This window comes from Escherichia sp. TW09308 (assembly GCF_000208565.1).
GTDB lineage: Bacteria > Pseudomonadota > Gammaproteobacteria > Enterobacterales > Enterobacteriaceae > Escherichia > Escherichia marmotae.
This window is the reverse complement of sequence record NZ_AEME01000001.1, coordinates 2,325,649-2,349,860: the sequence shown is the minus strand read 5'-3', so window position 1 is coordinate 2,349,860 and position 24,212 is coordinate 2,325,649. Positions and strand designations below refer to the sequence as shown.

At 52.9% G+C, this 24,212-nt stretch carries 20 protein-coding genes; 9 read left to right on the top strand and 11 right to left on the bottom strand.

Translation table 11 applies throughout. The features are described 5' to 3' along the window. Positions 1-23: 23 nt before the first annotated feature. From caiB to caiT, 3 genes are all read right to left on the bottom strand, one after another. Positions 24-1,241 carry an L-carnitine CoA-transferase gene (gene caiB / locus ESM_RS0111200; protein ID WP_000349948.1) on the bottom strand — a complete coding sequence of 406 codons (1,218 nt, stop codon included), beginning with the start codon at positions 1,239-1,241 and terminating at the stop codon, positions 24-26. A 249-nt stretch (positions 1,242-1,490) separates the two neighbouring features. Beyond that, positions 1,491-2,633 (bottom strand): crotonobetainyl-CoA dehydrogenase, encoded by a 1,143-nt coding sequence (caiA, locus tag ESM_RS0111195; RefSeq protein WP_000347138.1) that lies wholly within the window; start codon positions 2,631-2,633, stop codon positions 1,491-1,493. Between the two features lie 29 nt (positions 2,634-2,662). Further along, the gene (gene caiT / locus ESM_RS0111190; RefSeq protein ID WP_000650969.1) at positions 2,663-4,177 is read right to left on the bottom strand and encodes an L-carnitine/gamma-butyrobetaine antiporter; all 1,515 of its coding nucleotides are present in this window, start codon (positions 4,175-4,177) and stop codon (positions 2,663-2,665) included. 472 nt (positions 4,178-4,649) lie between these two features. Between caiT and ESM_RS0111185 the strand changes: the two genes are divergently transcribed. The 8 genes from ESM_RS0111185 to folA all read left to right on the top strand — a co-directional run bounded on the left by ESM_RS0111185 (position 4,650) and on the right by folA (position 12,549). After that, the gene (locus ESM_RS0111185; RefSeq protein WP_000692178.1) at positions 4,650-5,420 is read left to right on the top strand and encodes an electron transfer flavoprotein FixA; all 771 of its coding nucleotides are present in this window, start codon (positions 4,650-4,652) and stop codon (positions 5,418-5,420) included. A gap of 14 nt (positions 5,421-5,434) precedes the next feature. Beyond that, positions 5,435-6,376, top strand: a complete 942-nt coding sequence (locus tag ESM_RS0111180) for an electron transfer flavoprotein subunit alpha/FixB family protein (protein WP_001091475.1) — start codon at positions 5,435-5,437, stop codon at positions 6,374-6,376. 49 nt (positions 6,377-6,425) lie between these two features. Continuing rightward, the gene (locus ESM_RS0111175) at positions 6,426-7,712 is read left to right on the top strand and encodes an FAD-dependent oxidoreductase (protein ID WP_001287751.1); all 1,287 of its coding nucleotides are present in this window, start codon (positions 6,426-6,428) and stop codon (positions 7,710-7,712) included. After that, positions 7,709-7,996, top strand: a complete 288-nt coding sequence (gene fixX / locus ESM_RS0111170; RefSeq protein WP_000203750.1) for a ferredoxin-like protein FixX — start codon at positions 7,709-7,711, stop codon at positions 7,994-7,996. The genes ESM_RS0111175 and fixX overlap by 4 nt, the downstream gene beginning before the upstream one ends. 58 nt (positions 7,997-8,054) lie before the next feature. Further along, a complete protein-coding gene (locus ESM_RS0111165; protein WP_001183182.1) occupies positions 8,055-9,386 on the top strand; it encodes an MFS transporter in 1,332 nt (443 codons plus the stop codon). Between the two features lie 106 nt (positions 9,387-9,492). Then, entirely contained in the window at positions 9,493-10,023 is a 531-nt protein-coding gene (gene kefF, locus ESM_RS0111160; RefSeq protein ID WP_000600731.1) for a glutathione-regulated potassium-efflux system oxidoreductase KefF, read from the top strand. Then, entirely contained in the window at positions 10,016-11,875 is a 1,860-nt protein-coding gene (kefC, locus tag ESM_RS0111155) for a glutathione-regulated potassium-efflux system protein KefC (RefSeq protein ID WP_000377142.1), read from the top strand. Before kefF ends, kefC begins: the two co-directional genes overlap by 8 nt. A 194-nt stretch (positions 11,876-12,069) precedes the next feature. Further along, positions 12,070-12,549: a type 3 dihydrofolate reductase gene (gene folA / locus ESM_RS0111150; protein WP_000624377.1), complete on the top strand. Its 480-nt coding sequence runs from the start codon at positions 12,070-12,072 to the stop codon at positions 12,547-12,549. 77 nt (positions 12,550-12,626) lie between these two features. Here the strand turns inward: folA and apaH are convergent, their stop codons facing one another. From apaH to lptD, 6 genes are read right to left on the bottom strand one after another with little or no spacing between them, the layout of a single operon-like run. Next, the gene (apaH, locus tag ESM_RS0111145) at positions 12,627-13,469 is read right to left on the bottom strand and encodes a bis(5'-nucleosyl)-tetraphosphatase (symmetrical) ApaH (RefSeq protein ID WP_000257165.1); all 843 of its coding nucleotides are present in this window, start codon (positions 13,467-13,469) and stop codon (positions 12,627-12,629) included. 6 nt (positions 13,470-13,475) lie between these two features. Next, the gene (gene apaG / locus ESM_RS0111140; RefSeq protein WP_000610905.1) at positions 13,476-13,853 is read right to left on the bottom strand and encodes a Co2+/Mg2+ efflux protein ApaG; all 378 of its coding nucleotides are present in this window, start codon (positions 13,851-13,853) and stop codon (positions 13,476-13,478) included. A 2-nt stretch (positions 13,854-13,855) separates the two neighbouring features. Beyond that, positions 13,856-14,677, bottom strand: coding sequence for a 16S rRNA (adenine(1518)-N(6)/adenine(1519)-N(6))-dimethyltransferase RsmA (rsmA, locus tag ESM_RS0111135; RefSeq protein WP_001042778.1), 822 nt, complete (start codon positions 14,675-14,677; stop codon positions 13,856-13,858). Then, positions 14,674-15,663 (bottom strand): 4-hydroxythreonine-4-phosphate dehydrogenase PdxA, encoded by a 990-nt coding sequence (gene pdxA, locus ESM_RS0111130; protein WP_000241241.1) that lies wholly within the window; start codon positions 15,661-15,663, stop codon positions 14,674-14,676. Before pdxA ends, rsmA begins: the two co-directional genes overlap by 4 nt. Beyond that, a complete protein-coding gene (surA, locus tag ESM_RS0111125) occupies positions 15,663-16,949 on the bottom strand; it encodes a peptidylprolyl isomerase SurA (RefSeq protein WP_000800488.1) in 1,287 nt (428 codons plus the stop codon). Before surA ends, pdxA begins: the two co-directional genes overlap by 1 nt. 52 nt (positions 16,950-17,001) lie before the next feature. Further along, a complete protein-coding gene (lptD, locus tag ESM_RS0111120; protein WP_000746182.1) occupies positions 17,002-19,359 on the bottom strand; it encodes an LPS assembly protein LptD in 2,358 nt (785 codons plus the stop codon). A gap of 254 nt (positions 19,360-19,613) precedes the next feature. Between lptD and djlA the strand changes: the two genes are divergently transcribed. Next, the gene (gene djlA, locus ESM_RS0111115; RefSeq protein WP_001200563.1) at positions 19,614-20,429 is read left to right on the top strand and encodes a co-chaperone DjlA; all 816 of its coding nucleotides are present in this window, start codon (positions 19,614-19,616) and stop codon (positions 20,427-20,429) included. A gap of 117 nt (positions 20,430-20,546) precedes the next feature. Here the strand turns inward: djlA and rluA are convergent, their stop codons facing one another. Together rluA and rapA are read right to left on the bottom strand one after the other, a co-directional pair. Next, positions 20,547-21,206: a bifunctional tRNA pseudouridine(32) synthase/23S rRNA pseudouridine(746) synthase RluA gene (gene rluA / locus ESM_RS0111110; RefSeq protein WP_000525162.1), complete on the bottom strand. Its 660-nt coding sequence runs from the start codon at positions 21,204-21,206 to the stop codon at positions 20,547-20,549. 11 nt (positions 21,207-21,217) lie between these two features. Then, entirely contained in the window at positions 21,218-24,124 is a 2,907-nt protein-coding gene (gene rapA, locus ESM_RS0111105) for an RNA polymerase-associated protein RapA (RefSeq protein WP_001116999.1), read from the bottom strand. Positions 24,125-24,212 lie beyond the last annotated feature (88 nt).

Genomic DNA, 24,212 nt, shown 5'->3' with positions numbered 1-24,212 from the left:
GCAAGCCAACTAGCACCACGCGTTTAGTCCTCAACTTTGGCCAGACCTTTGCTGACCAACTCCTGAATGTCGTTTTCGCTGTAGCCGATGGTTTTCAAAATGGCAGCGGTGTCCATGCCGTGCGACGGCATTCCGCGCCAGATTTGGCCTGGGTTATTTTTGAATTTCGGCATAACGTTCGGCCCTTTGCAGGTACGGCCATCCATCGTTTGCCACTGGGTGATTGATTCGCGGGCAACGTACTGTGGATTGCTTTCCAGCTCCGGCACGGTCAGCACTTTGGCGCAGGCGATATTCAGTTCGGCAAAGCGTTCTTTTACTTCTGCTATCGTGTGTGCCGCCAGCCAGGCATCGAGTTTCTCTTCTACCAGAGGGCCGTAAGGGCATTCGATACGGTGGATAAGCTGAGTGCCTTGCGGAATTTCCGGTGTACCGAGCAGATGCTCGAGGCCAATATCTTTAAAGCACTCTGCAATCTGGGTAATGCCCACCAGTTCCATCACGATGTAGCCATCGGCACATTTGTACAGACCGCAACCGGCGTAGTAGGGATCTTTCCCTTTGGTCATGCGCGGGCACATTTCGCCGCCGTTGAAGTAGTCCATCATGAAGTACTGACCCATGCGCAGCATCACTTCATACATGGCGATGTCGATGCTTTCGCCTTTGCCGGTTTCGCGCACTTTATGCAGTGCTGCCAGCGCCGCGGTGGTGGCGGTCAGGCCGGAGAAGTAGTCAGCGGTGTACGGGAAAGCAGGCATTGGCTGGTCAACATCGCCGTTCTGAATCAGGTAGCCACTGAAGGCCTGTGCAATGGTGTTATAGGCTGGAAGATTGGTGTACTCCTCGGTGCCATACTGACCAAAACCGGACAGGTGAGCGATAACCAGTTTCGGGTTGTGCTGCCATAGCACTTCATCAGTAATGCCACGGCGAGCAAAGGCCGGGCCTTTACTGGCTTCGATGAAGATATCGGTGGTTTCCATTAATTTCAGAAACGCTTCGCGGCCTTCATCTTTGAAGATATTTAACGACAGCGCGTGCAAATTGCGGCGGGAAAGCTGCGGGTAATTTGGTTGAACGCGGATGGTGTCGGCCCAGGCGACGTTTTCGATCCAGATAACTTCTGCGCCCCATTCTGCGAACATTTGTCCGGCGAACGGCCCGGCGATTTCGATACCGGAGAAGACAACCCGTAATCCGGCCAGCGGCCCGAATTTCGGCATCGGTAGATGATCCATTATTAGCTCCTGAAAAATGTGTGTAGCCTTTGTAAGCCTGATAAGCAAAGCGCATCAGGCATCGCCGCACGGTTGCCGGATGCGGCGTAACCGCCTTATCCGGCCTGCATTTGTGCTCCCGTAGGCCTGATAAGCGAAGCGCATCAGGCATCGCCGCACGGTTGCCGGATGCGGCGTAACCGCCTTATCCGGCCTGCATTTGTGCTCCTGTAGGCCTGATAAGCGAAGCGCATCAGGCAGCGCACGGATTTAGCGGTATTGCTTCAGCACCGCACGACCCAGCGTCAGGATCTGCATTTCGTCAGATCCTCCGGAGACGCGGTCTACACGCAGGTCACGCCAGAAGCGGCTGATGCGGTGGTTGCCCGCAATCCCGACACCGCCCAGCACCTGCATTGCGCTGTCCACCACTTCAAATGCCGCATTGGCGCAGAAGTATTTGCACATTGCCGCATCGCCAGAAGTAATGGTGCCGTTATCCGCTTTCCACGCTGCTTCATAGAGCATGTTTTTCATGGAGTTTAATTTGATCGCCATATGGGCGAATTTTTCCTGAATCAACTGAAAACGACCGATCGCTTCACCAAACTGCACGCGCTGGTTGGCGTAGCGCGCCGCATCTTCAAAGGCGCACATCGCAGTACCGTAGTTGGTGAGGGCTACCAGGAAACGTTCGTGGTCGAACTCTTCTTTTACGCGGTTAAAGCCGTTACCTTCGCGACCGAACATGTCTCTCTCGTCCAGTTCCACATCGTCAAAGGTGATTTCACAGCAGCTATCCATACGCAGACCGAGCTTCTCAAGTTTGGTCACTTTGATTCCTGGTTTGCTCATATCGACAAACCATTCGGTGTAGACAGGTTTGTCCGGAGAAGCGCCGTCGCGCGCCATCACCACGATATATGGGGTGTAGGCGCTACTGGTAATAAAACACTTACTACCATTAAGATAAATCTTACCATCTCTACGGGTATAAGTCGTTTTCAGGCTACCCACATCGGAACCAGCGCCCGGTTCGGTAATCGCTGAGTTCCACATCTGCTTACCGGTGCCGCGGAAAGCCATGATCTTGTCGATCTGCTCCTGCGTACCTTCACGCAGGAAAGTGTTGAACCCGCCCGGCAACTGGTACAGCACATAAGTTGGTGCCCCCAAACGACCCAGTTCCATCCACACCGCGGCGAGGGTAACGAATCCCGCGTCCAGACCACCGTGCTCTTCCGGGATCAGCAGACTGTCGATACCCATATCCGCCAGGGCTTTGACAAAACGCTCCGGGTAGACGCTGTCACGGTCACACTGGGCAAAATAGGCTTCCCAGTTTTCGCTGGCCATCAGTTCTCGGATACCGGCGACAAACAGTTCCTGCTCATCATTTAAATTAAAATCCATCTTTCAACCTCTTGATATTTTGGGGGTAATTAATCTTTCCAGTTCTGTTTCGCGTCTTTAATAAAGGAGAGCGTCACCATAATGTTGACGAAGAACAGCGGGCATCCTCCGGCGATAATGGCGGTTTGAATCGGTTTCAGGCCGCCGAGCGCCAGCAGAACAATGCCGATAATGCCAACCAGAATTGACCAGCCAATGCGCACCAGCAGCGGTGGTTCTTCGCCGTCGCGCACTTCACGACAGGTGGACATCGCCAGGGTGTAAGAGCAGGCGTTAATCAGGGTGACAGTGGCAATAAAGCAGAGAATAAAGAAGCCCCACATGGTGGCGGTGCTGAGAGGCAGAGCGGCCCAGGTTTCGATGATGGCGCGAGCCACGCCGTACTGTTCGATCAGATTCGGAATGTTGATGATGTTTTTATCCATCAACAGCAGAGTATTACTACCGAGTACAGTCCACAGGATCCAGGTGGATGCTGTCAGCCCCATCACCATACCGAAGCACAGTTCACGCACGGTTCGACCACGGGAGATACGCGCCAGGAAGATGCTCATCTGGATGGCGTAAATCACCCACCATGCCCAGTAGAATACGGTCCATCCCTGCGGGAAGCCGCCTTTGCCAACGGCATCGGTATAGAACAGCATGCGCGGCAGATACATCAGCAACATCCCCACCGAGTCGGTGAAGTAGTTCATGATGAAGCTGGCACCGCTGACGATGAACACCCAGCCGAGCATCAGGAAACTCAAATAGCTGCGCACATCGCTGGCGATTTTTACCCCTTTTTGCAGACCACAGGCCACGCAGATAGCGTTGAGGATGATCCAGCAGGTAATGATAATGGCATCCAGTTGCAGGGTATGCGGAATACCAAACAGATACTGCATACATTCGGTCACCAGCGGTGTGGCAAGGCCGAGACTGGTGCCCATTGCGAAGATCAGCGCCACCAGGTAGAAGTTATCGACGATAGTACCAAACAACCCTTTGGCGTGTTTTTCACCCACCAGCGGCACCAGGGTGGAGCTGGGGCGAATCACATCCATTTTGCGAACGAAGAAGAAGTACGCGAAGGCGACGGAAAGGAAACTGTAAGTCGCCCACGGTAACGGCCCCCAGTGGAACAAACTGTAGGCCAGCCCCAGCTCTTTCGCGCCAGTGGAGTTTGGCTCTAAAGCAAATGGCGGCGTGGAGATGTAGTAGTAGATCTCAATCGATCCCCAGAACAGCACGGCGGCTGACGTACAGGAGGCGAACATCATAAAGATCCAACTGGCGGTACTGAACTCGGGTGGTTCGTTACCTAAACGCTTTTTGGCATACGGGCCAAACACCAGCCAGAACCAGCCGAAAAGCATGACCACCATATACCATTCAAATGCCCATCCCCATACATTGGTGACGTAACTGAATACGGCATTAATAACGACATTCGCCGCATCCAAATCTCTGACTGTAAGCCAGCAAAGTATGCCAACGATTATTAACGGCGGAAAGAATACCTTCGGTTCTATTCCCGTTTTTCTTTTTTCATCTTTCATGAGTTAATTCCACTGTAAAAATAAATATTTATTTTACGTTCCCGTTTGTTTTATTTTTGTTAACATTTAATATAATTATTATTAACCTCGTGAACGCGTTAATGGCTAACTCATAATGGGTATTCAATTGGCTGTATTCTGTGATGGTAATCACAGGTTTTTATCGGATAAAAACAGAGTGTTTTAATTTAAATATTCGTTATTAATCAACTAAATGAGTTTGGTTTTGAGTGAAAATCCAGCATCTGACTTTCAATATTGGTGATCCATAAAACAATATTGAAAATTTCTTCTTTCAACACCGTGTTTTCAATATTGGTGAGGCGCTTAACAATATTGAAAGTTGGATTTATCTACGTGTGACATTTTCAATATTGGTGATTAAAGTTTTATTCCAGAATTAAATGACGTGATATCTGTAATTAACACCACCGATATGAACGACGTTTCCTTCATGATTTCTGGAGATGCAATGAAGATTATTACTTGCTATAAATGCGTGCCTGATGAACAGGATATTGCGATCAATAATGCTGATGGTTCATTAGATCTCAGCAAAGCCGATGCGAAAATAAGCCAATATGATCTGAACGCTATTGAAGCGGCTTGCCAGTTAAAACAGCAGGCGACTGAGGCGCAGGTGACGGCTTTAAGTGTGGGCGGCAAAGTCCTGACTAATGCCAAAGGACGTAAAGATGTGCTGTCTCGCGGCCCGGATGAACTGATTGTGGTGATTGATGACCAGTTCGAGCAGGCACTGCCGCAACAAACTGCGACTGCACTGGCTGCCGCGGCGCAGAAAGCAGGCTTTGATCTGATCCTCTGTGGTGACGGTTCTTCCGACCTTTATGCCCAGCAGGTTGGTCTGCTGGTGGGTGAAATCCTCAACATTCCGGCAGTTAACGGTGTCAGCAAAATCCTCTCCCTGACGGCAGATACCCTCACCGTTGAGCGCGAACTGGAAGATGAAACAGAAACTTTAAGCATCCCGCTGCCTGCGGTCGTTGCTGTTTCCACTGATATCAATGCCCCACAAATTCCTTCGATGAAAGCCATTCTCGGCGCGGCGAAAAAGCCAGTTCAGGTGTGGTCGGCGGCGGATATCGGTTTTAACGCACAGGCAGTCTGGTCTGAACAACAGGTTGCCGCACCGAAACAGCGCGAGCGTCAGCGCATCGTGATTGAAGGCGACGGCGAAGAACAGATCGCCGCATTTGCTGAAAATCTTCGCAAAGTCATTTAATTACAGGGGATGCTATGAACACGTTTTCTCAAGTCTGGGTATTCAGCGATACCCCTTCTCGTCTGCCGGAACTGATGAACGGCGCGCAGGCTTTAGCTCATCAAATCAATGCGTTTGTTCTGAGTGACGACGACGGCGCACAGGCAATCCAGTTTGGTGCTAATCATGTCTGGAAATTAAGCGGCAAACCGGACGATCGGATGATCGAAGATTACGCCGGAGTGATGGCAGACACCATTCGCCAGCACGGCACAGACGGTCTGGTACTACTGCCGAACACCCGTCGCGGCAAATTACTGGCGGCGAAACTGGGTTATCGCCTGAAAGCGGCGGTTTCTAACGATGCCAGCGCCGTCAGCGTGCAGGATGGTAAAGCGACGGTGAAACACATGGTTTACGGCGGCCTGGCGATTGGCGAAGAACGCATTGCCACGCCGTATGCGGTACTGACCATCAGCAGCGGCACGTTCGATGCGGCTCAGCCGGACACGTCAAGTACAGGTGAAACGCACACCGTGGAGTGGCAGTCTCCGGCTGTGGCGGTTACCCGCACGGCAACGCAGGCGCGCCAGAGCAACAGTGTCGATCTCGACAAAGCCCGTCTGGTGGTTAGCGTCGGTCGCGGCATTGGCTGCAAAGAGAACATTGCGTTGGCAGAGCAACTTTGCCAGGTGATTGGCGCGGAGTTGGCCTGTTCTCGTCCGGTGGCGGAAAACGAAAAATGGATGGAGCACGAGCGCTATGTTGGTATCTCCAACCTGATGCTGAAACCTGAACTGTACCTGGCCGTGGGGATCTCCGGGCAGATCCAGCACATGGTTGGCGCTAATGCGTCACAAACCATTTTCGCTATCAACAAAGATAAAAATGCGCCGATCTTCCAGTACGCGGATTACGGCATTGTTGGCGACGCCGTGAAGATCCTTCCGGCGCTGACGGCGGCTTTAGCGCGTTGATCTACTCTGGCAGGGCTGCTTTTGGCCCTGCCGCTGACAGGGAGTTCTTATGTCCGAAGATATCTTTGATGCCATCATCGTTGGTGCAGGGCTGGCCGGTTCGGTTGCCGCGCTGGTGCTCGCCCGCGAAGGGGCACAAGTGTTAGTTATCGAGCGTGGCAATTCCGCTGGCGCTAAGAATGTTACCGGCGGGCGTCTCTATGCCCACAGTCTGGAACACATCATTCCTGGTTTTGCCGAAAGCGCCCCCGTTGAACGCCTGATCACTCATGAAAAACTTGCGTTTATGACCGAAAAGTCAGCGATGACTATGGACTACTGCAATGGCGACGAAACCTCGCCATCCCAGCGCTCTTACTCCGTTTTACGCAGCAAATTTGATGCCTGGCTGATGGAGCAGGCCGAAGAAGCGGGCGCGCAGTTAATTACCGGAATTCGCGTCGATAACCTTGTGCAGCGCGATGGCAAAGTTGTCAGCGTAGAAGCCGATGGCGATGTGATTGAAGCGAAAACGGTGATCCTCGCTGATGGTGTGAACTCCATTCTTGCCGAAAAGCTGGGAATGGCGAAACGCGTCAAACCGACGGATGTGGCGGTTGGCGTGAAGGAATTGATCGAGTTACCGAAGTTGGTTCTCGAAGACCGTTTTCAGTTGCAGGGTAATCAGGGCGCGGCCTGCCTGTTTGCGGGGGCACCCACCGATGGCCTGATGGGCGGTGGCTTCCTTTATACCAATGAAAACACCCTGTCACTGGGGCTGGTTTGCGGCCTGCATCATCTGCATGACGCGAAGAAATCGGTGCCACAAATGCTGGAAGATTTCAAACAGCATCCGGCAGTTGCACCGCTGATCGCGGGTGGCAAGCTGGTGGAATACTCTGCTCACGTAGTGCCAGAAGCGGGTATCAACATGTTGCCGGAACTGGTTGGCGACGGCGTGCTGATTGCCGGTGATGCCGCCGGAATGTGTATGAATCTCGGCTTTACCATTCGTGGTATGGATCTGGCGATTGCCGCCGGAGAAGCAGCAGCGAAAACCGTGCTTTCAGCGATGAAAAACGACGATTTCAGTAAGCAGAAACTGGCGGAGTATCGTCAGCATCTGGAGAGTGGCCCGCTGCGCGATATGCGTATGTACCAGAAGCTACCGGCTTTTCTTGATAACCCACGTATGTTTAGCGGCTATCCGGAACTGGCGGTGGGTGTGGCGCGTGACCTGTTCACCATTGATGGCAGTGCGCCGGAACTGATGCGCAAGAAAATCCTCCGCCACAGCAAGAAAGTGGGTTTCATCAATCTGATCAAGGATGGCATGAAAGGAGTGACCGTTTTATGACTTCTCCCGTCAATGTGGACGTCAAACTGGGCGTCAATAAATTCAATGTTGATGAAGAGCATCCGCACATTGTTGTGAAGTCTGATGCCGATAAACAGGCGTTGGAACTGCTGGTGAAAGCGTGCCCGGCGGGTCTGTACAAAAAACAGGATGACGGCAGCGTACGCTTCGATTACGCCGGATGTCTGGAGTGTGGAACCTGCCGCATTCTTGGGCTGGGGTCGGCGCTGGAGCAGTGGGAATACCCGCGCGGCACCTTTGGCGTGGAGTTTCGTTACGGCTGATGTTGGTCTGATACGTAACGCCGTACTGACCCCCATTGCTAAAAAACAGGATCAACCCATGCAACCGTCCAGAAACTTTGACGATCTCAAATTCTCCTCTATTCACCGCCGTATTTTGCTGTGGGGAAGCGGTGGCCCGTTTCTGGATGGCTATGTGCTGGTAATGATCGGCGTGGCGCTGGAGCAACTGACACCGGCGCTAAAACTGGACGCTGACTGGATCGGCCTGCTGGGCGCGGGAACCCTCGCCGGGCTGTTCGTTGGCACATCGCTGTTTGGCTATATCTCCGATAAAGTCGGACGTCGCAAAATGTTTCTCATCGATATCATTGCTATCGGGGGGATTTCTGTTGCGACGATGTTTGTCTCATCACCTGTCGAACTGCTGGTGATGCGGGTGCTCATCGGCATTGTTATCGGCGCGGATTATCCCATCGCCACCTCGATGATCACCGAGTTCTCCAGCACCCGTCAGCGGGCGTTCTCCATCAGCTTTATCGCCGCTATGTGGTATGTCGGCGCGACCTGTGCCGATCTGGTCGGCTACTGGCTTTATGATGTGGAAGGCGGCTGGCGCTGGATGCTGGGCAGTGCGGCGATCCCGTGTTTGTTGATTTTGATTGGTCGATTCGAACTGCCCGAATCCCCCCGTTGGCTGTTGCGCAAAGGGCGAGTGAAAGAGTGCGAAGAGATGATGATCAAATTGTTTGGCGAACCGGTGGTTTTCGATGAAGAGCAGCCGCAACAAACTCGTTTTCGCGATCTGTTTAACCGCCGCCATTTTCCTTTTGTCCTGTTTGTGGCCGCCATCTGGACCTGCCAGGTGATCCCGATGTTCGCCATTTACACCTTTGGCCCACAAATCGTCGGTCTTCTAGGGTTAGGCGTCGGCAAAAACGCGGCGCTGGGAAACGTGGTGATTAGCCTGTTCTTTATGCTCGGCTGTATTCCGCCGATGCTCTGGCTGAACACTGCCGGACGACGTCCATTGTTGATCGGCAGCTTTGCCATGATGACGCTGGCATTGGCGGTTTTGGGGCTGATCCCGGATATGGGGATCTGGCTGGTGGTCATGGCGTTTGCGGTGTACGCGTTTTTCTCCGGCGGGCCAGGCAATTTGCAGTGGCTTTATCCTAATGAACTCTTCCCGACGGATATTCGCGCCTCAGCCGTGGGCGTCATTATGTCTCTGAGTCGTATCGGTACAATTATCTCAACCTGGGCGCTGCCGATCTTTATTAATAATTACGGTATCAGCAATACTATGCTGATGGGGGCGGGGATCTCGCTGTTTGGCCTGCTGATTTCTGTGGCGTTTGCTCCGGAGACGCGTGGGATGTCGTTGGCGCAGACCAGTAATATGACAATTCGCAGGCAGCGTGCAGGATAACTTATTCAGATTTCTCTCTTTTTTGAATCAATATTATTGACTATAAGCCGCGTGAATATGTGACTACACTTTGTGGAAAACAAAGGTGTAAACGCGCAGGCTAACTATGATTCTAATCATTTATGCGCATCCGTATCCGCATCATTCCCATGCGAATAAACGGATGCTTGAACAGGCAAGGACGCTGGAAGGCGTCGAAATCCGCTCTCTTTATCAACTCTATCCTGACTTCAATATCGATATAGCGGCCGAGCAGGAGGCGCTCTCTCGTGCCGATCTGATCGTCTGGCAGCACCCAATGCAGTGGTACAGCATTCCGCCGTTGCTCAAATTGTGGATCGATAAAGTCTTCTCACACGGCTGGGCTTACGGACACGGCGGTACGGCGTTGCATGGCAAACATTTGCTGTGGGCGGTGACGACTGGCGGTGGGGAAAGTCATTTTGAGATTGGTACTCATCCGGGCTTTGATGTGTTGTCGCAGCCGCTACAGGCGACGGCAATCTACTGCGGGCTGAAATGGCTGCCGCCGTTTGCCATGCACTGTACCTTTATTTGTGACGACGAAACTCTCGAAGGGCAGGCGCGCCACTATAAGCAACGTCTGCTGGAATGGCAGGAGGCACATCATGGATAGTCATACGCTGATTCAGGCGCTGATTTATCTCGGTTCGGCGGCGCTGATTGTGCCGATTGCAGTACGTCTCGGTCTTGGTTCGGTACTTGGCTACCTGATTGCAGGTTGCATTATTGGCCCGTGGGGGCTGCGGCTGGTGACCGATGCTGAATCTATTCTGCACTTTGCCGAAATCGGCGTGGTGCTGATGCTGTTTATCATCGGTCTCGAACTCGACCCACAAAGGCTGTGGAAGCTGCGGGCGGCAGTATTCGGCGGTGGCGCATTGCAGATGGTGGTTTGCGGCGGCCTGCTGGGGCTGTTCTGCATGTTACTCGGTATGCGCTGGCAGGTGGCAGAACTGATTGGCATGACGCTGGCGCTCTCATCAACGGCGATTGCCATGCAGGCGATGAATGAACGCAATCTGATGGTGACGCAAATGGGCCGGAGTGCCTTTGCGGTGCTGCTGTTCCAGGATATCGCAGCGATCCCGCTGGTGGCGATGATCCCGCTACTGGCAGCGAGCAGTGCCTCGACGACGATGGGCGCATTTGTTCTCTCGGCGTTAAAAGTGGCGGGCGCGCTGGTGCTGGTGGTATTACTGGGGCGCTATGTCACGCGTCCGGCGCTGCGTTTTGTTGCCCGCTCTGGCTTGCGGGAAGTGTTTAGTGCAGTGGCTTTATTCCTCGTGTTTGGCTTCGGTTTGCTGCTGGAAGAGGTTGGTCTGTCGATGGCGATGGGCGCGTTTCTGGCGGGCGTGCTGCTGGCAAGCTCGGAATATCGTCATGCGCTGGAAAGCGATATCGAACCGTTCAAAGGCTTGTTGTTAGGGTTGTTTTTTATCGGCGTTGGGATGTCGATAGACTTTGGCACGCTGATTGAAAACCCGTTGCGCATTGTCATTCTGCTGTTCGGTTTCCTCATCATCAAGATTGCCATGCTGTGGCTGATTGCCAAACCGTTGCAGGTGCCGAATAAACAGCGTCGCTGGTTTGCGGTGCTGTTAGGGCAGGGCAGTGAGTTTGCCTTTGTGGTGTTTGGCGCGGCGCAAATGGCGAATGTGCTGGAGCCGGAGTGGGCGAAATCATTGACCCTGGCGGTGGCGCTGTCGATGGCAGCAACGCCGATTTTGCTGGTGATCCTCAACCGTCTTGAGCAATCCGGCACTGAAGAGGCGCGCGAAGCTGATGAGATCGACGAAGAACAGCCGCGGGTGATTGTTGCCGGATTCGGGCGTTTTGGTCAGATCACCGGACGTTTGCTGCTCTCCAGCGGAGTGAAAATGGTTGTGCTCGATCATGATCCTGACCATATAGAAACGTTGCGCAAATTTGGCATGAAGGTGTTTTACGGCGATGCCACGCGGATGGATTTGCTGGAATCTGCCGGAGCGGCGAAAGCGGAAGTGCTGATTAATGCCATTGACGATCCGCAAACCAACCTGCAACTGACGGAGATGGTGAAAGAACATTTTCCGCATCTGCAGATTATTGCCCGCGCCCGTGATGTCGATCACTACATTCGTTTGCGCCAGGCTGGCGTGGAAAGGCCAGAGCGTGAAACCTTTGAGGGAGCGCTCAAAACCGGGCGTCTGGCGCTGGAAAGTTTAGGCCTGGGGCCATATGAAGCGCGAGAACGTGCTGATGTGTTCCGCCGCTTTAATATTCAAATGGTGGAAGAGATGGCGATGGGCGAAAACGACACCAAAGCCCGCGCGGCAGTCTATAAACGCACCAGCGCGATGTTAAGCGAAATCATTACTGAAGACCGGGAACATCTGTCATTAATTCAACGGCATGGCTGGCAGGGAACCGAAGAAGGGAAACATACCGGCAACATGGCGGATGAGCCAGAAACTAAGCCGTTGTAATCAAAAAGTGTGATGTGTCGCATGCTTTACAACTAACTGTTTGTTTTTGCGCAACTGTAATGCGGCGAGTCCAGGGACATAGCGTGGACTCGCCAGCAAAATAAAAATTTTCCTCAACATCATCCTCTCGCCAGTCGACGAAGGTTTACGCTTTACGTATAGTGACGACAATTTTTTTTATCGGGAAATCATCAATGATCAGTTTGATTGCGGCGCTAGCGGTAGATCGCGTTATCGGCATGGAAAACGCCATGCCGTGGAATCTGCCTGCCGATCTCGCCTGGTTTAAACGTAACACCTTAAATAAACCTGTGATTATGGGTCGCCATACCTGGGAATCCATTGGTCGCCCGTTACCTGGACGCAAGAATATTGTCATTAGCAGCCAGCCGGGTACGGATGATCGCGTAATGTGGGTGAAATCGGTTGATGAAGCCATCGCTGCCTGTGGTGACGTACCGGAGATTATGGTGATTGGCGGCGGTCGCGTATACGAGCAGTTTCTGCCGAAAGCGCAAAAACTGTATCTGACGCATATCGATGCGGAAGTAGAAGGCGACACCCATTTCCCGGATTACGAGCCGGATGACTGGGAATCGGTGTTCAGCGAGTTCCACGACGCCGATGCGCAGAACTCTCACAGCTATTGCTTTGAGATTCTGGAACGGCGGTAAGTTTGTATAGAATTGACGGCTAGTGCCGGATGCGACGCCGGTCGCGTCTTATCCGGCCTTCCTGTATCAGGCTGTGTTTAAGACGCCGCCGCTTCCCCCATATCCTTGTGCCGGTTCGACGGCTGGACAAAATACTGCTTATCTTCCCAGCGCAGGCAGGTTAATGAACCGCCCCAGCAGCAACCGGTATCCAGCGCGTAAATGCCTTCCGGTGTGCCTTTTCCTTCCAGCGATGCCCAGTGACCAAACACAATGTTGTACTCTTCGCTAACTGGCCCAGGAATGGTAAACCACGGTTTCAACGGTGCAGGTGCGTCTTCCGGCGACTCTTTGCTGTACATATCCAGTTGACCGTTCGGGAAGCAAAAACGCATCCGGGTAAATGCGTTGGTGATAAAACGCAGTCGCGCCAGACCACGTAACTCTGGCGTCCAGTTGTTCGGCATGTCGCCGTACATGGCGTCAAGGAAGAAAGGATAGGAGTCACTCGACAACACCGCTTCTACGTCGTGAGCACACTCTTTGGCGGTCTCTAAGTCCCATTGCGGCGTGATCCCCGCATGGGCCATCACCAGTTTTTTCTCTTCGTCGATTTGCAGTAAAGGCTGACGGCGTAGCCAGTTAAGTAACTCGTCGGCGTCAGGTGCTTCCAGTAAAGGAGTCAGGCGATCTTTCGGCTTGTTGCGGCTGATTCCGGCGAATACCGCCAGAAGGTGTAAATCGTGATTGCCCAGTACCAGACGCACGCTGTCACCTAATGATTTCACGTAGCGCAGGACATCCAGCGAACCAGGGCCGCGCGCGACCAGGTCGCCCGTCAGCCAGAGGGTATCTTTCCCAGGGGTAAATTCTATTTTGTGTAGCAATGCGATCAGTTCATCGTAACAGCCATGAACATCGCCAATAAGGTATGTCGCCATATTATTTTAATGAATGAGTATTGGAACGGAGAGTCGGAATACGGGAATATCGATGCTGAACGGAACGCCGTTTTCATCGATCATTTCGTAGTGACCCTGCATGGTGCCCATCGGTGTTTCGATAATCGCACCGCTGGTGTACTGGTACTCTTCGCCAGGGGCGATATGTGGCTGGACGCCCACCACACCTTCGCCCTGGACTTCGGTTTCACGGCCATTGCCGTTAGTGATCAGCCAGTAACGTCCCAACAACTGCACTGGCGCTCGCCCCAGGTTGCGTATGGTTACAGTATAAGAAAAAACGTAACGCTCATTATCAGGTGAAGACTGCGCTTCAATGTAAACACTTTGAACCTGAATACACACTCGGGGCGAATTGATCATCGTTAACTCTCCTGCAAAGGCGCGTTCTCCGCCAGATAGTTCGCCATCTGGCAATATTGCGCGACAGAGATGTTTTCCGCTCGCATCGCCGGGTCGATGCCCATTCCTGTTAACACCTCGACGCTAAACAGATTGCCGAGACTGTTACGAATGGTTTTACGACGCTGGTTAAAGGCTTCGGTGGTGATACGGCTTAACACGCGAACATCTTTAACCGGGTAAGGCATCGTTGCATGAGGAACCAGGCGCACGACGGCGGAATCCACTTTTGGTGGTGGTGTAAAGGCTGATGGCGGTACTTCCAGCACCGGGATCACGTTGCAATAATATTGCGCCATGACGCTTAATCGACCATACGCTTTGCTGTTCGGTCCTGCAACCAGACGATTCACCACCTCTTTTTGCAACATAAAGTGCATGTCGGCAATGGCATCAGTATAGCTAAACAGATGGAACATCAACGGTGTGGAGATGTTATATGGCAGGTTACCGAAAACACGTAGCGGCTGACCCATTTTCTCGGCCAGTTCACCGAAGTTAAAGGTCATTGCATCCTGCTGATAAATCGTCAGTTTCGGGCCTAAGAACGGATGCGTTTGCAGACGTGCCGCCAGATCGCGGTCAAGTTCGATGACCGTCAGTTGATCCAGACGCTCACCGACAGGCTCGGTCAACGCTGCCAGACCGGGGCCGATTTCGACCATCGCCTGACCCTTCTGCGGGTTAATGGCAGAAACAATGCTGTCGATCACGAACTGATCGTTGAGAAAGTTTTGCCCGAAGCGTTTACGGGCTAAGTGGCCCTGGTGGACTCGTTTATTCATTGGGTATTAACAATCATTTTGATGGCGAGATTAAGCGCCGTAATAAAACTGCCGACATCAGCTTTGCCACGTCCCGCCAGTTCCAGCGCGGTGCCGTGGTCAACAGATGTGCGAATAAAGGGCAGGCCCAGCGTAATGTTCACACCGCGCCCGAAGCCCTGGTATTTTAGCACGGGAAGACCCTGATCGTGGTACATCGCCAGCACCGCGTCGGCGTTGTCGAGATATTTAGGCTGAAACAGGGTATCGGCAGGCAGCGGCCCGTTGAGTTTCATCCCCTGCGCCCGTAACTCGTCGAGCACTGGAATGATGGTGTCTATCTCTTCCGTGCCCATATGACCGCCTTCGCCCGCGTGCGGATTCAGGCCACAGACCAGAATCCGCGGTTCGGCAATGCCAAATTTCGTACGCAAATCGTGATGTAAAATAGCAATCACTTCGTGCAGAAGTTGTGGGGTGATGGCGTCAGCAATATCGCGCAGCGGTAAATGCGTGGTTGCCAGCGCGACGCGAAGTTCTTCGGTCGCCAGCATCATCACCACTTTTTTCGCCTGCGAGCGTTCTTCGAAAAACTCGGTATGACCGGTAAACGGAATACCGGCGTCGTTAATGACGCCTTTATGCACCGGCCCGGTGATCAGCGCGGCAAATTCACCGTTCAGGCAGCCATCGCACGCTCGCGCCAGCGTCTCCACCACATAATGCCCATTTTCAACCGCTAATTGACCCACAGTTACAGATGCACGTAGCGCGACAGGAAGCAGCGTTAATGTGCCCGCAGTTTGCGGTTGCGCAGGGGAGTTGGGGGAATAAGGGCGGAGGGTAAGCGGCAAACCGAGCATCGCTGCCCGGTCGGTAAGGAGAGTGGCATCGGCACAAACAACCAGTTCGACCGGCCACTCACGTTGTGCAAGCTGGACAACTAAGTCCGGGCCAATCCCGGCTGGCTCGCCGGGAGTGATCACAACACGTTGGGTTTTAACCATTAGTTGCTCAAAATTTTCACATAGGCGCTGGCGCGTTGTTCCTGCATCCAGCTTGCTGCTTCTTCCGAGAACTTACGGTTCATCAGCATCCGGTAAGCACGATCTTTCTGCGCCGCATCGGTTTTATCAACATTACGGGTATCCAGCAGTTCGATTAAATGCCAGCCGAATGAAGAGTGAACCGGTGCGCTCATTTGACCTTTGTTCAGACGGGTCAGCGCGTCACGGAAGGCCGGATCAAAAATATCTGGCGTAGCCCAGCCGAGATCGCCGCCCTGGTTAGCAGAGCCGGGATCCTGGGAGAACTCTTTCGCCGCAGCGGCAAACGTGGTTTTGCCACTCTTGATATCGGCAGCAATCTGTTCCAGTTTCACGCGGGCCTGTTCGTCAGTCATGATCGGAGATGGTTTCAGCAGAATATGGCGAGCGTGTACTTCGGTCACCGAGATATTTTTGCTTTCGCCGCGCAGGTCGTTAACTTTCAGAATGTGGAAGCCGACGCCGGAACGAATCGGACCAACAATATCGCCTTTCTTCGCGGTACTTAATGCCTGGGCGAAAATCCCTGGCAGTTCCTGAATGCGTCCCCAGCCCATCTGGCCACCGTTCAGCGCCTGCTGATCGGCAGAGTGAGCGATCGCCAGCTTACCGAAATCAGCGCCGTTACGAGCCTGATCGACAATGGCGCGCGCCTGCGTTTCCGCTTCGTTCACCTGCTCAGAAGACGGATTTTCCGGCAGCGGGATCAGGATGTGGCTCAAGTTCAGTTCAGTGCTGGCATCATTCTGATTACCGACCTGCTGCGCCAGAGCTTCAACTTCCTGCGGCAGGATAGTGATGCGACGACGTACTTCGTTGTTACGCACTTCAGAGATAATCATCTCTTTGCGGATCTGGTTACGATAGGTGTTGTAGTTCAGTCCATCGTAGGCCAGACGGCTGCGCATCTGATCCAGCGTCATGTTGTTCTGTTTGGCAATGTTAGCAATCGCCTGATCGAGCTGCTCATCGGAGATTTTTACTCCCATTTTCTGCCCCATCTGCAGGAGGATTTGATCCATGATCAAACGCTCCATGATTTGGTGGCGCAGTGTCGCGTCATCAGGAAGTTGCTGCCTTGCCTGGGCGGCATTCATTTTTACCGACTGCATTAATCCATCAACGTCGCTTTCCAGCACGACGCCGTTATTGACGACGGCTGCGACTTTATCGACTACCTGGGGGGCAGCGAAACTGGTATTCGCGATCATCGCGATACCGAGAAGCAGCGTTTTCCAGTTCTTCATACTTTTTCCATTTCAATTAACCGCACTGCGGATTACGTGGTAAATCAACAAATCACAAAGAGTTTTGATACGGCAGAATGTTCGAACGTAGCATCTCTTGCGTACCCAGACCGTAGTTGGAACTCAGGCCGCGCAGTTCGATGTTAAAGCCGATTGCGTTGTCATATACCGCATGTTGTTTATCGTTATCCCAACCGTTCAGCTTCCGCTCGTAACCGACGCGAATCGCATAGCAGCAGGAGCTGTATTGCACACCTAACATTGAGTCGGCCTGCTTGTTCGCATTGGTATCGTAGTAGTAGGCTCCAACGATTGACCAACGATCGGCAATCGGCCAACTGGCGACGGCACCTACCTGCGAAATACCGTTCTTATACTGTTCGGCAGTGGAATAGTATTTAGGCAATGTAGCCTGAATATATTCCGGGCTGGCGTAACGGTAGTTGAACTGCACCAGACGGTCTTCATCCCGACGGTATTCAATGCTGGAGCTACTGGTTGCTACGTTATCCAGACGAGTATCGTACTGAATCCCGCCACGCAGCCCCCAACGCTCGGAGATGCGCCAGTAAGTATCGCCTGCCCATACCAGTGAGCCAGTTTTGTCGTCATTCTCCCATTTTATGTTGTCATCGCCGGTGCGAGACTCCGTGAAATAGTAGATTTGACCAACGGAAATATTAAAACGTTCAACGGCTGCGTCATCATATACGCGAGTTGTGACACCGGTCGTTACCTGGTTAGCAGAAGCAATACGGTCAAGACCACCGTAAGTCCGATCCCGGAACAGGCCCGAGTAGTCGGATTGCAACAAAGCAGAATCGTAGTTGTAGATATCGCTCTGATCGCGATACGGCACGTACAGGTATTGCGCACGCGGTTCCAGCGTTTGGGTGTAACCCGGTGCCAGCATTTCCATATCGCGCTCAAAGACCATTTTTCCGTCAACTTTAAATTGCGGCATTACACGGTTAACAGAGTCTGCCAACTTATTATTTTGTGGATTGCTGTTATACCAGTCGAGATTGGTCTGCTGATAATGCGTCGCCATCAGTTTGGCTTCGGTATTCAGGCTTCCCCAGTTATTCGACAACGGGAGATTGATAGTCGGTTCCAGGTGCAGACGCGTAGCTTCTGGCATATTGCTATTGGTATTCACAAAATGCACTGCCTGGCCATAGATGCGGGTATCAAACGGACCGAGATCGTTATGGTAGTAGTTGACGTCTAACTGCGGTTCAGCGGCGTAGCTGTTACCACTGTTATTGTCAAAGACCTGGAACTGTTTGGTCGAAAGAGTGGCGTCAAAATTCTGCACCGCATAGCCAACGCTGAATTTTTGCGTTGCGTAACCATCAGTACTGGAACCGTACTTGTTATCGAAATCATTGAAATAGGTAGGGTCGCTAACTTTGGTGTAGTCAATGTTAAAGCGCCACACCTGATCCATGACCCCGGAGTGTTGCCAGTAGAACAACCAACGACGTGAATTGCTATCTTCTGGATGTTCATCTTCATAGACTTTATCCGAAGGTAGATAGTCCAGCTCCATCAAGCCAGCACCCGCCTGGGTGAGATAACGGAATTCGTTTTCCCACATAATGTTGCCACGACGATGCATATAATGCGGCGTGATGGTGGCATCCATATTTGGCGCGATGTTCCAGTAATATGGCAGGTAGAACTCAAAATAGTTGGTAGATGTGTACTTGGCGTTCGGGATCAAGAAACCTGAACGGCGTTTGTCACCCACCGGCAACTGCAGATACGGGCTATAAAAGATCGGAACCGGACCCACTTTAAAGCGGGCGTTCCAGATCTCTGCGACTTGTTCTTCGCGGTCATGAATAATTTCGCTACCTACCACGCTCCATGTATCAGAACCAGGCAGACAGGAGGTAAAGCTACCGTTATCCAGAATGGTGTAGCGGTTTTCGCCACGCTGTTTCATCAGGTCCGCCTTACCGCGCCCCTGGCGACCCACCATCTGGTAATCACCTTCCCAGACGTTGGTATCTTTGGTGTTCAGATTCGTCCAACCTTTCGGCCCCTTGAGGATCACCTGGTTATCGTCGTAATGGACGTTACCGAGCGCATCAACGGTACGTACAGGTTCCGGTTGTCCTGGTGCCTCTTTTTGATGGAGCTGCACTTCGTCGGCCTGCAGACGGCTGTTACCCTGCATGATATCCACGCTGCCAGTAAACACGGCGTCATCGGGGTAATTCCCCTTTGCATGGTCAGCATTAATCGTCACGGGTAAGTCGTTAGTATCGCCCTGTACCAGAGGACGGTCATAGCTTGGCACGCCCAACATACACTGTGAGGCGAGGTCGGCTGCCAGTCCCTGTTGACTATAAAGGGCGGTGGCAATCATGGTGGCCAGGAGAGTGGGGATACGTTTTTTCATACGTTGATTTTATTGTTCCATCATCGGTAACGTTGCGCGTGACAAACGGTCAGAGACTAACGTACTCGTCATCTCTACGCTAGTGTTAATCCTGTCCGAATAGCGTCAGTGGTGTTAGGCACGGCATTGAATGACAGGTATGATAATGCAAATTATAGGCGATGTCCCACAATTGACCGCAGCCGGAAAACGGTAAAAGCACCTTTATATTGTGGGAGATAGCCCTGATATCCGTCTGTCGATTTGGGGAATATATGCAGTATTGGGGAAAAATCATTGGCGTGGCCGTGGCCTTACTGATGGGCGGCGGCTTTTGGGGCGTTATATTAGGTCTGTTAATCGGCCATATGTTTGATAAAGCCCGTGGCCGCAAAATGGCGTGGTTCGCCAACCAGCGTGAGCGTCAGGCGCTGTTTTTTGCCACCACGTTTGAAGTGATGGGGCATTTAACCAAATCCAAAGGACGTGTTACTGAGGCTGATATTCATGTCGCCACATTGCTCATGGATCGGATGAATTTACACGGCGCTTCCCGTACAGCGGCGCAAAATGCGTTCCGGGTCGGAAAATCAGACAATTACCCACTGCGCGAAAAGATGCGACAGTTTCGCAGTGTCTGCTTTGGTCGTTTTGACTTAATTCGTATGTTTCTGGAGATCCAGATTCAGGCGGCGTTTGCCGATGGTTCGCTGCATCCAAATGAACGCGCAGTGCTGTATGTGATTGCCGAAGAGTTAGGGATCTCCCGCGCCCAGTTTGACCAGTTCTTGCGTATGATGCAGGGCGGTGCGCAGTTTGGTGGCGGTTATCAGCAACAGTCTGGCGGTGGCAACTGGCAGCAGGCGCAACGAGGCCCGACGCTGGAAGATGCCTGTAATGTGCTGGGTGTGAAGCCGACGGATGAGGCGACCACCATTAAACGTGCCTACCGTAAGCTAATGAGCGAACATCATCCGGATAAGCTGGTGGCGAAAGGTCTACCGCCGGAGATGATGGAGATGGCGAAACAGAAAGCACAGGAAATTCAGCAAGCGTATGAGCTGATTAAGCAGCAGAAAGGATTTAAATAAGTTTCAAATTGTAGGCCTGATAAGACGCGGCCCGCGTCGCATCAGGCAATCGGCGCAAAATTGCCGGATGCGGCGTGAACGCCTTCTCCGGCCTACCGAACTTCGCCAGCGTGACGATTAAAAATCCGCTGGCGCTTTAAACGTCATACTATTGCCATATGCCGGATGGGTAATCGTCAACATCTCTGCATGTAACAATAACCGCGGTGCCATCGCTCTCGCTTCTGGTGAAGCATAAAAACGATCGCCAAGAATCGGATGACCCAGCGCCAGCATATGCACACGTAGCTGATGAGAACGTCCGGTAATCGGCTTTAACACCACTCTTGCGGTGTTATCCGCCGCATACTCCACCACTTCATATTCCGTCTGCGCAGGCTTACCCGTTTCGTAACAGACTTTCTGTTTCGGGCGGTTTGGCCAGTCGCAAATCAGTGGCAGATCGACCAGACCTTCGGCGGGGGATGGATGCCCCCAGACGCGAGCCACATACTGCTTTTTCGGCTCGCGCTCGCGGAACTGACGTTTTAATTCTCGCTCCGCGGCTTTAGTCAGCGCCACTACAATCACGCCGCTGGTGGCCATATCCAGGCGATGTACCGATTCCGCCTGCGGATAATCACGCTGAATGCGCGTCATCACGCTGTCTTTGTGCTCCTCCAGACGCCCCGGCACAGACAACAACCCACTCGGCTTGTTGACCACCATAATGTGATCATCCTGATACAGGACAACCAGCCAGGGGTCCTGCGGCGGATTGTAGTTTTCCATCCCCATCTTCGGCTCCGTTACTGATGCGTTACAACGATCAAACGCAGGGCATCCAGACGCCAGCCTGCCTGATCCAGACTTTCCATAACCTGCTGACGGTTGCTCTCAATGGCAGCCAGTTCGTCGTCACGAATGTTCGGGTTAACCGCGCGCAGTGCTTCCAGACGCGACAGTTCCGCAGACAGTTTTTCGTCGGCTTCGTTACGTGCCGCATCAATCAATGCACGGGCAGACTTCTCAATCTGCGCTTCGCCCAGTTGCAGAATGGCGTGAACCTCTTGCTGCACAGCGTTAACCAGCTTGCTACCGGTGTGGCGATTCACTGCGTTAAGCTGACGGTTGAAGGTTTCAAACTCTACCTGCGCCGCCAGGTTGTTGCCGTTTTTATCCAGCAGCATACGCACTGGTGTCGGCGGCAGGAAGCGGTTGAGTTGCAACTGCTTCGGTGCCTGTGCTTCAACCACGTAAATCAGCTCCAGCAACAGCGTGCCTACAGGCAGCGCTTTGTTTTTTAGCAGCGAAATCGTGCTACTGCCGGTATCGCCAGAAAGGATCAGATCCAGACCGTTGCGGATCAGCGGATGCTCCCAGGTAATAAACTGTGCATCTTCACGCGCCAGCGCTACTTCACGGTCGAAGGTGATGGTAATACCGTCTTCCGACAAACCCGGGAAGTCCGGCACCAGCATATGATCGGAAGGCGTCAGTACGATCAGGTTGTCGCCACGATCGTCCTGGTTGATACCAATAATATCGAACAGGTTCATGGCGAAGGCGATCAGGTTGGTATCGTCATCCTGTTCTTCAATGCTTTCAGCCAGCGCCTGGGCTTTTTCGCCGCCGTTGGAATGGATCTCCAGCAGACGGTCACGGCCCTGCTCCAGTTGCGCTTTCAGGGCTTCATGTTGCTCGCGGCAATTTTTGATCAACTCATCAAAGCCTTCGGTTTGATCCGGTGAAGCCAGGTAGTTAATCAGATCGTTGTACACACTATCGTAGATAGCGCGTCCGGTCGGGCAGGTGTGCTCGAATGCATCCAGACCTTCGTGATACCAGCGCACCAGTACCGACTGGGCTGTTTTCTCCAGATAAGGTACGTGGATCTGAATATCGTGCGCCTGACCGATACGATCCAGACGACCAATACGCTGTTCCAGCAGATCCGGGTTGAACGGCAGATCGAACATCACCATGTGGCTGGCGAACTGGAAGTTACGCCCTTCAGAACCGATTTCTGAGCACAGCAGTACCTGCGCGCCGGTGTCTTCTTCTGCAAACCAGGCGGCAGCGCGGTCACGTTCGATAATCGACATGCCTTCGTGGAACACGGCTGCGCGGATACCTTCACGCTCGCGCAGTACCTGCTCCAGTTGCAGCGCGGTGGCAGCTTTGGCGCAGATCACCAGCACTTTCTGCGAGCGGTGGCTGGTCAGGTAGCCCATCAACCACTCAACGCGCGGATCGAAGTTCCACCAGGTGGCGTTATCGCCTTCAAATTCCTGATAAATACGTTCCGGGTAGAGCATATCGCGAGCGCGATCTTCCGCACTCTTACGTGCGCCCATAATGCCGGACACTTTAATTGCCGTCTGATACTGCGTCGGCAGCGGCAGCTTAATGGTGTGCAGTTCGCGTTTCGGGAAGCCTTTTACGCCATTACGCGTGTTACGGAACAGCACGCGGCTGGTGCCGTGGCGATCCATCAGCATGGAAACCAGCTCCTGACGGGCGCTCTGGGCATCTTCACTGTCGCTGTTTGCAGCCTGCAATAGCGGTTCGATGTCCTGCTCGCCAATCATTTCACCTAACATGTTCAGCTCGTCGTTGCTCAGTTTGTTACCAGCCAGCAGCATGGCAACGGCATCGGCCACCGGACGATAATTTTTTTGCTCTTCAACGAATTGCGCGAAATCGTGGAAACGGTTCGGGTCCAGCAGACGCAGGCGGGCAAAGTGGCTTTCCATCCCCAGTTGTTCCGGGGTTGCGGTCAGCAGCAGAACGCCAGGCACATGCTCTGCCAGTTGTTCAATGGCCTGATATTCACGGCTCGGCGCATCTTCGCTCCACACCAGGTGGTGCGCTTCATCGACAACCAGAAGATCCCATTCGGCTTCGCACAGATGTTCCAGACGCTGTTTGCTGCGGCGGGCAAAATCTAGCGAGCAAATCACCAGTTGTTCGGTATCGAACGGGTTGTAGGCGTCGTGCTGGGCTTCGGCGTAACGCTCGTCATCAAACAGCGCAAAACGCAGGTTGAAGCGGCGCAGCATTTCTACCAGCCACTGATGTTGCAAGGTTTCCGGCACGATAATCAGCACACGCTCGGCAGCGCCAGACAGTAGTTGCTGATGCAGGATCATCCCGGCTTCAATGGTTTTCCCTAAACCGACTTCGTCAGCCAGCAGGACACGCGGCGCATGGCGGCGGCCGACATCATGCGCGATGTTGAGCTGATGCGGGATCAGGCTGGTACGCTGACCGCGCAGGCCACTGTACGGCATACGGAACTGTTCGCTGGAATACTTACGCGCGCGATAACGCAACGCAAAGCGGTCCATACGGTCAATCTGCCCGGCAAACAGACGATCCTGCGGTTTGCTGAACACCAGCTTGCTATCAAGGAAAACTTCACGCAGAGCCACGCCGGACTCTTCGGTATCCAGGCGAGTACCGATATAGGTCAGCAAGCCATTTTCTTCTTTTACTTCTTCGACTTGCATCTGCCAGCCGTCATGGCTGGTAATGGTATCACCAGGGTTGAACATCACGCGGGTCACGGGAGAATCACTGCGTGCATACAGACGGTTTTCACCAGTAGATGGGAAAAGTAAAGTGACAGTTCGCGCATCCACCGCGACAACGGTTCCAAGTCCTAATTCGCTTTCTGTATCGCTGATCCAGCGTTGACCAAGTGTAAAAGGCATATGTGTTTGGCTCTATATCTTTAATTGCAGGCAATAACTACCCGCTACCAGGCTAATGCGGTAGTGGTGTTATTCAGGTCCAGGAATG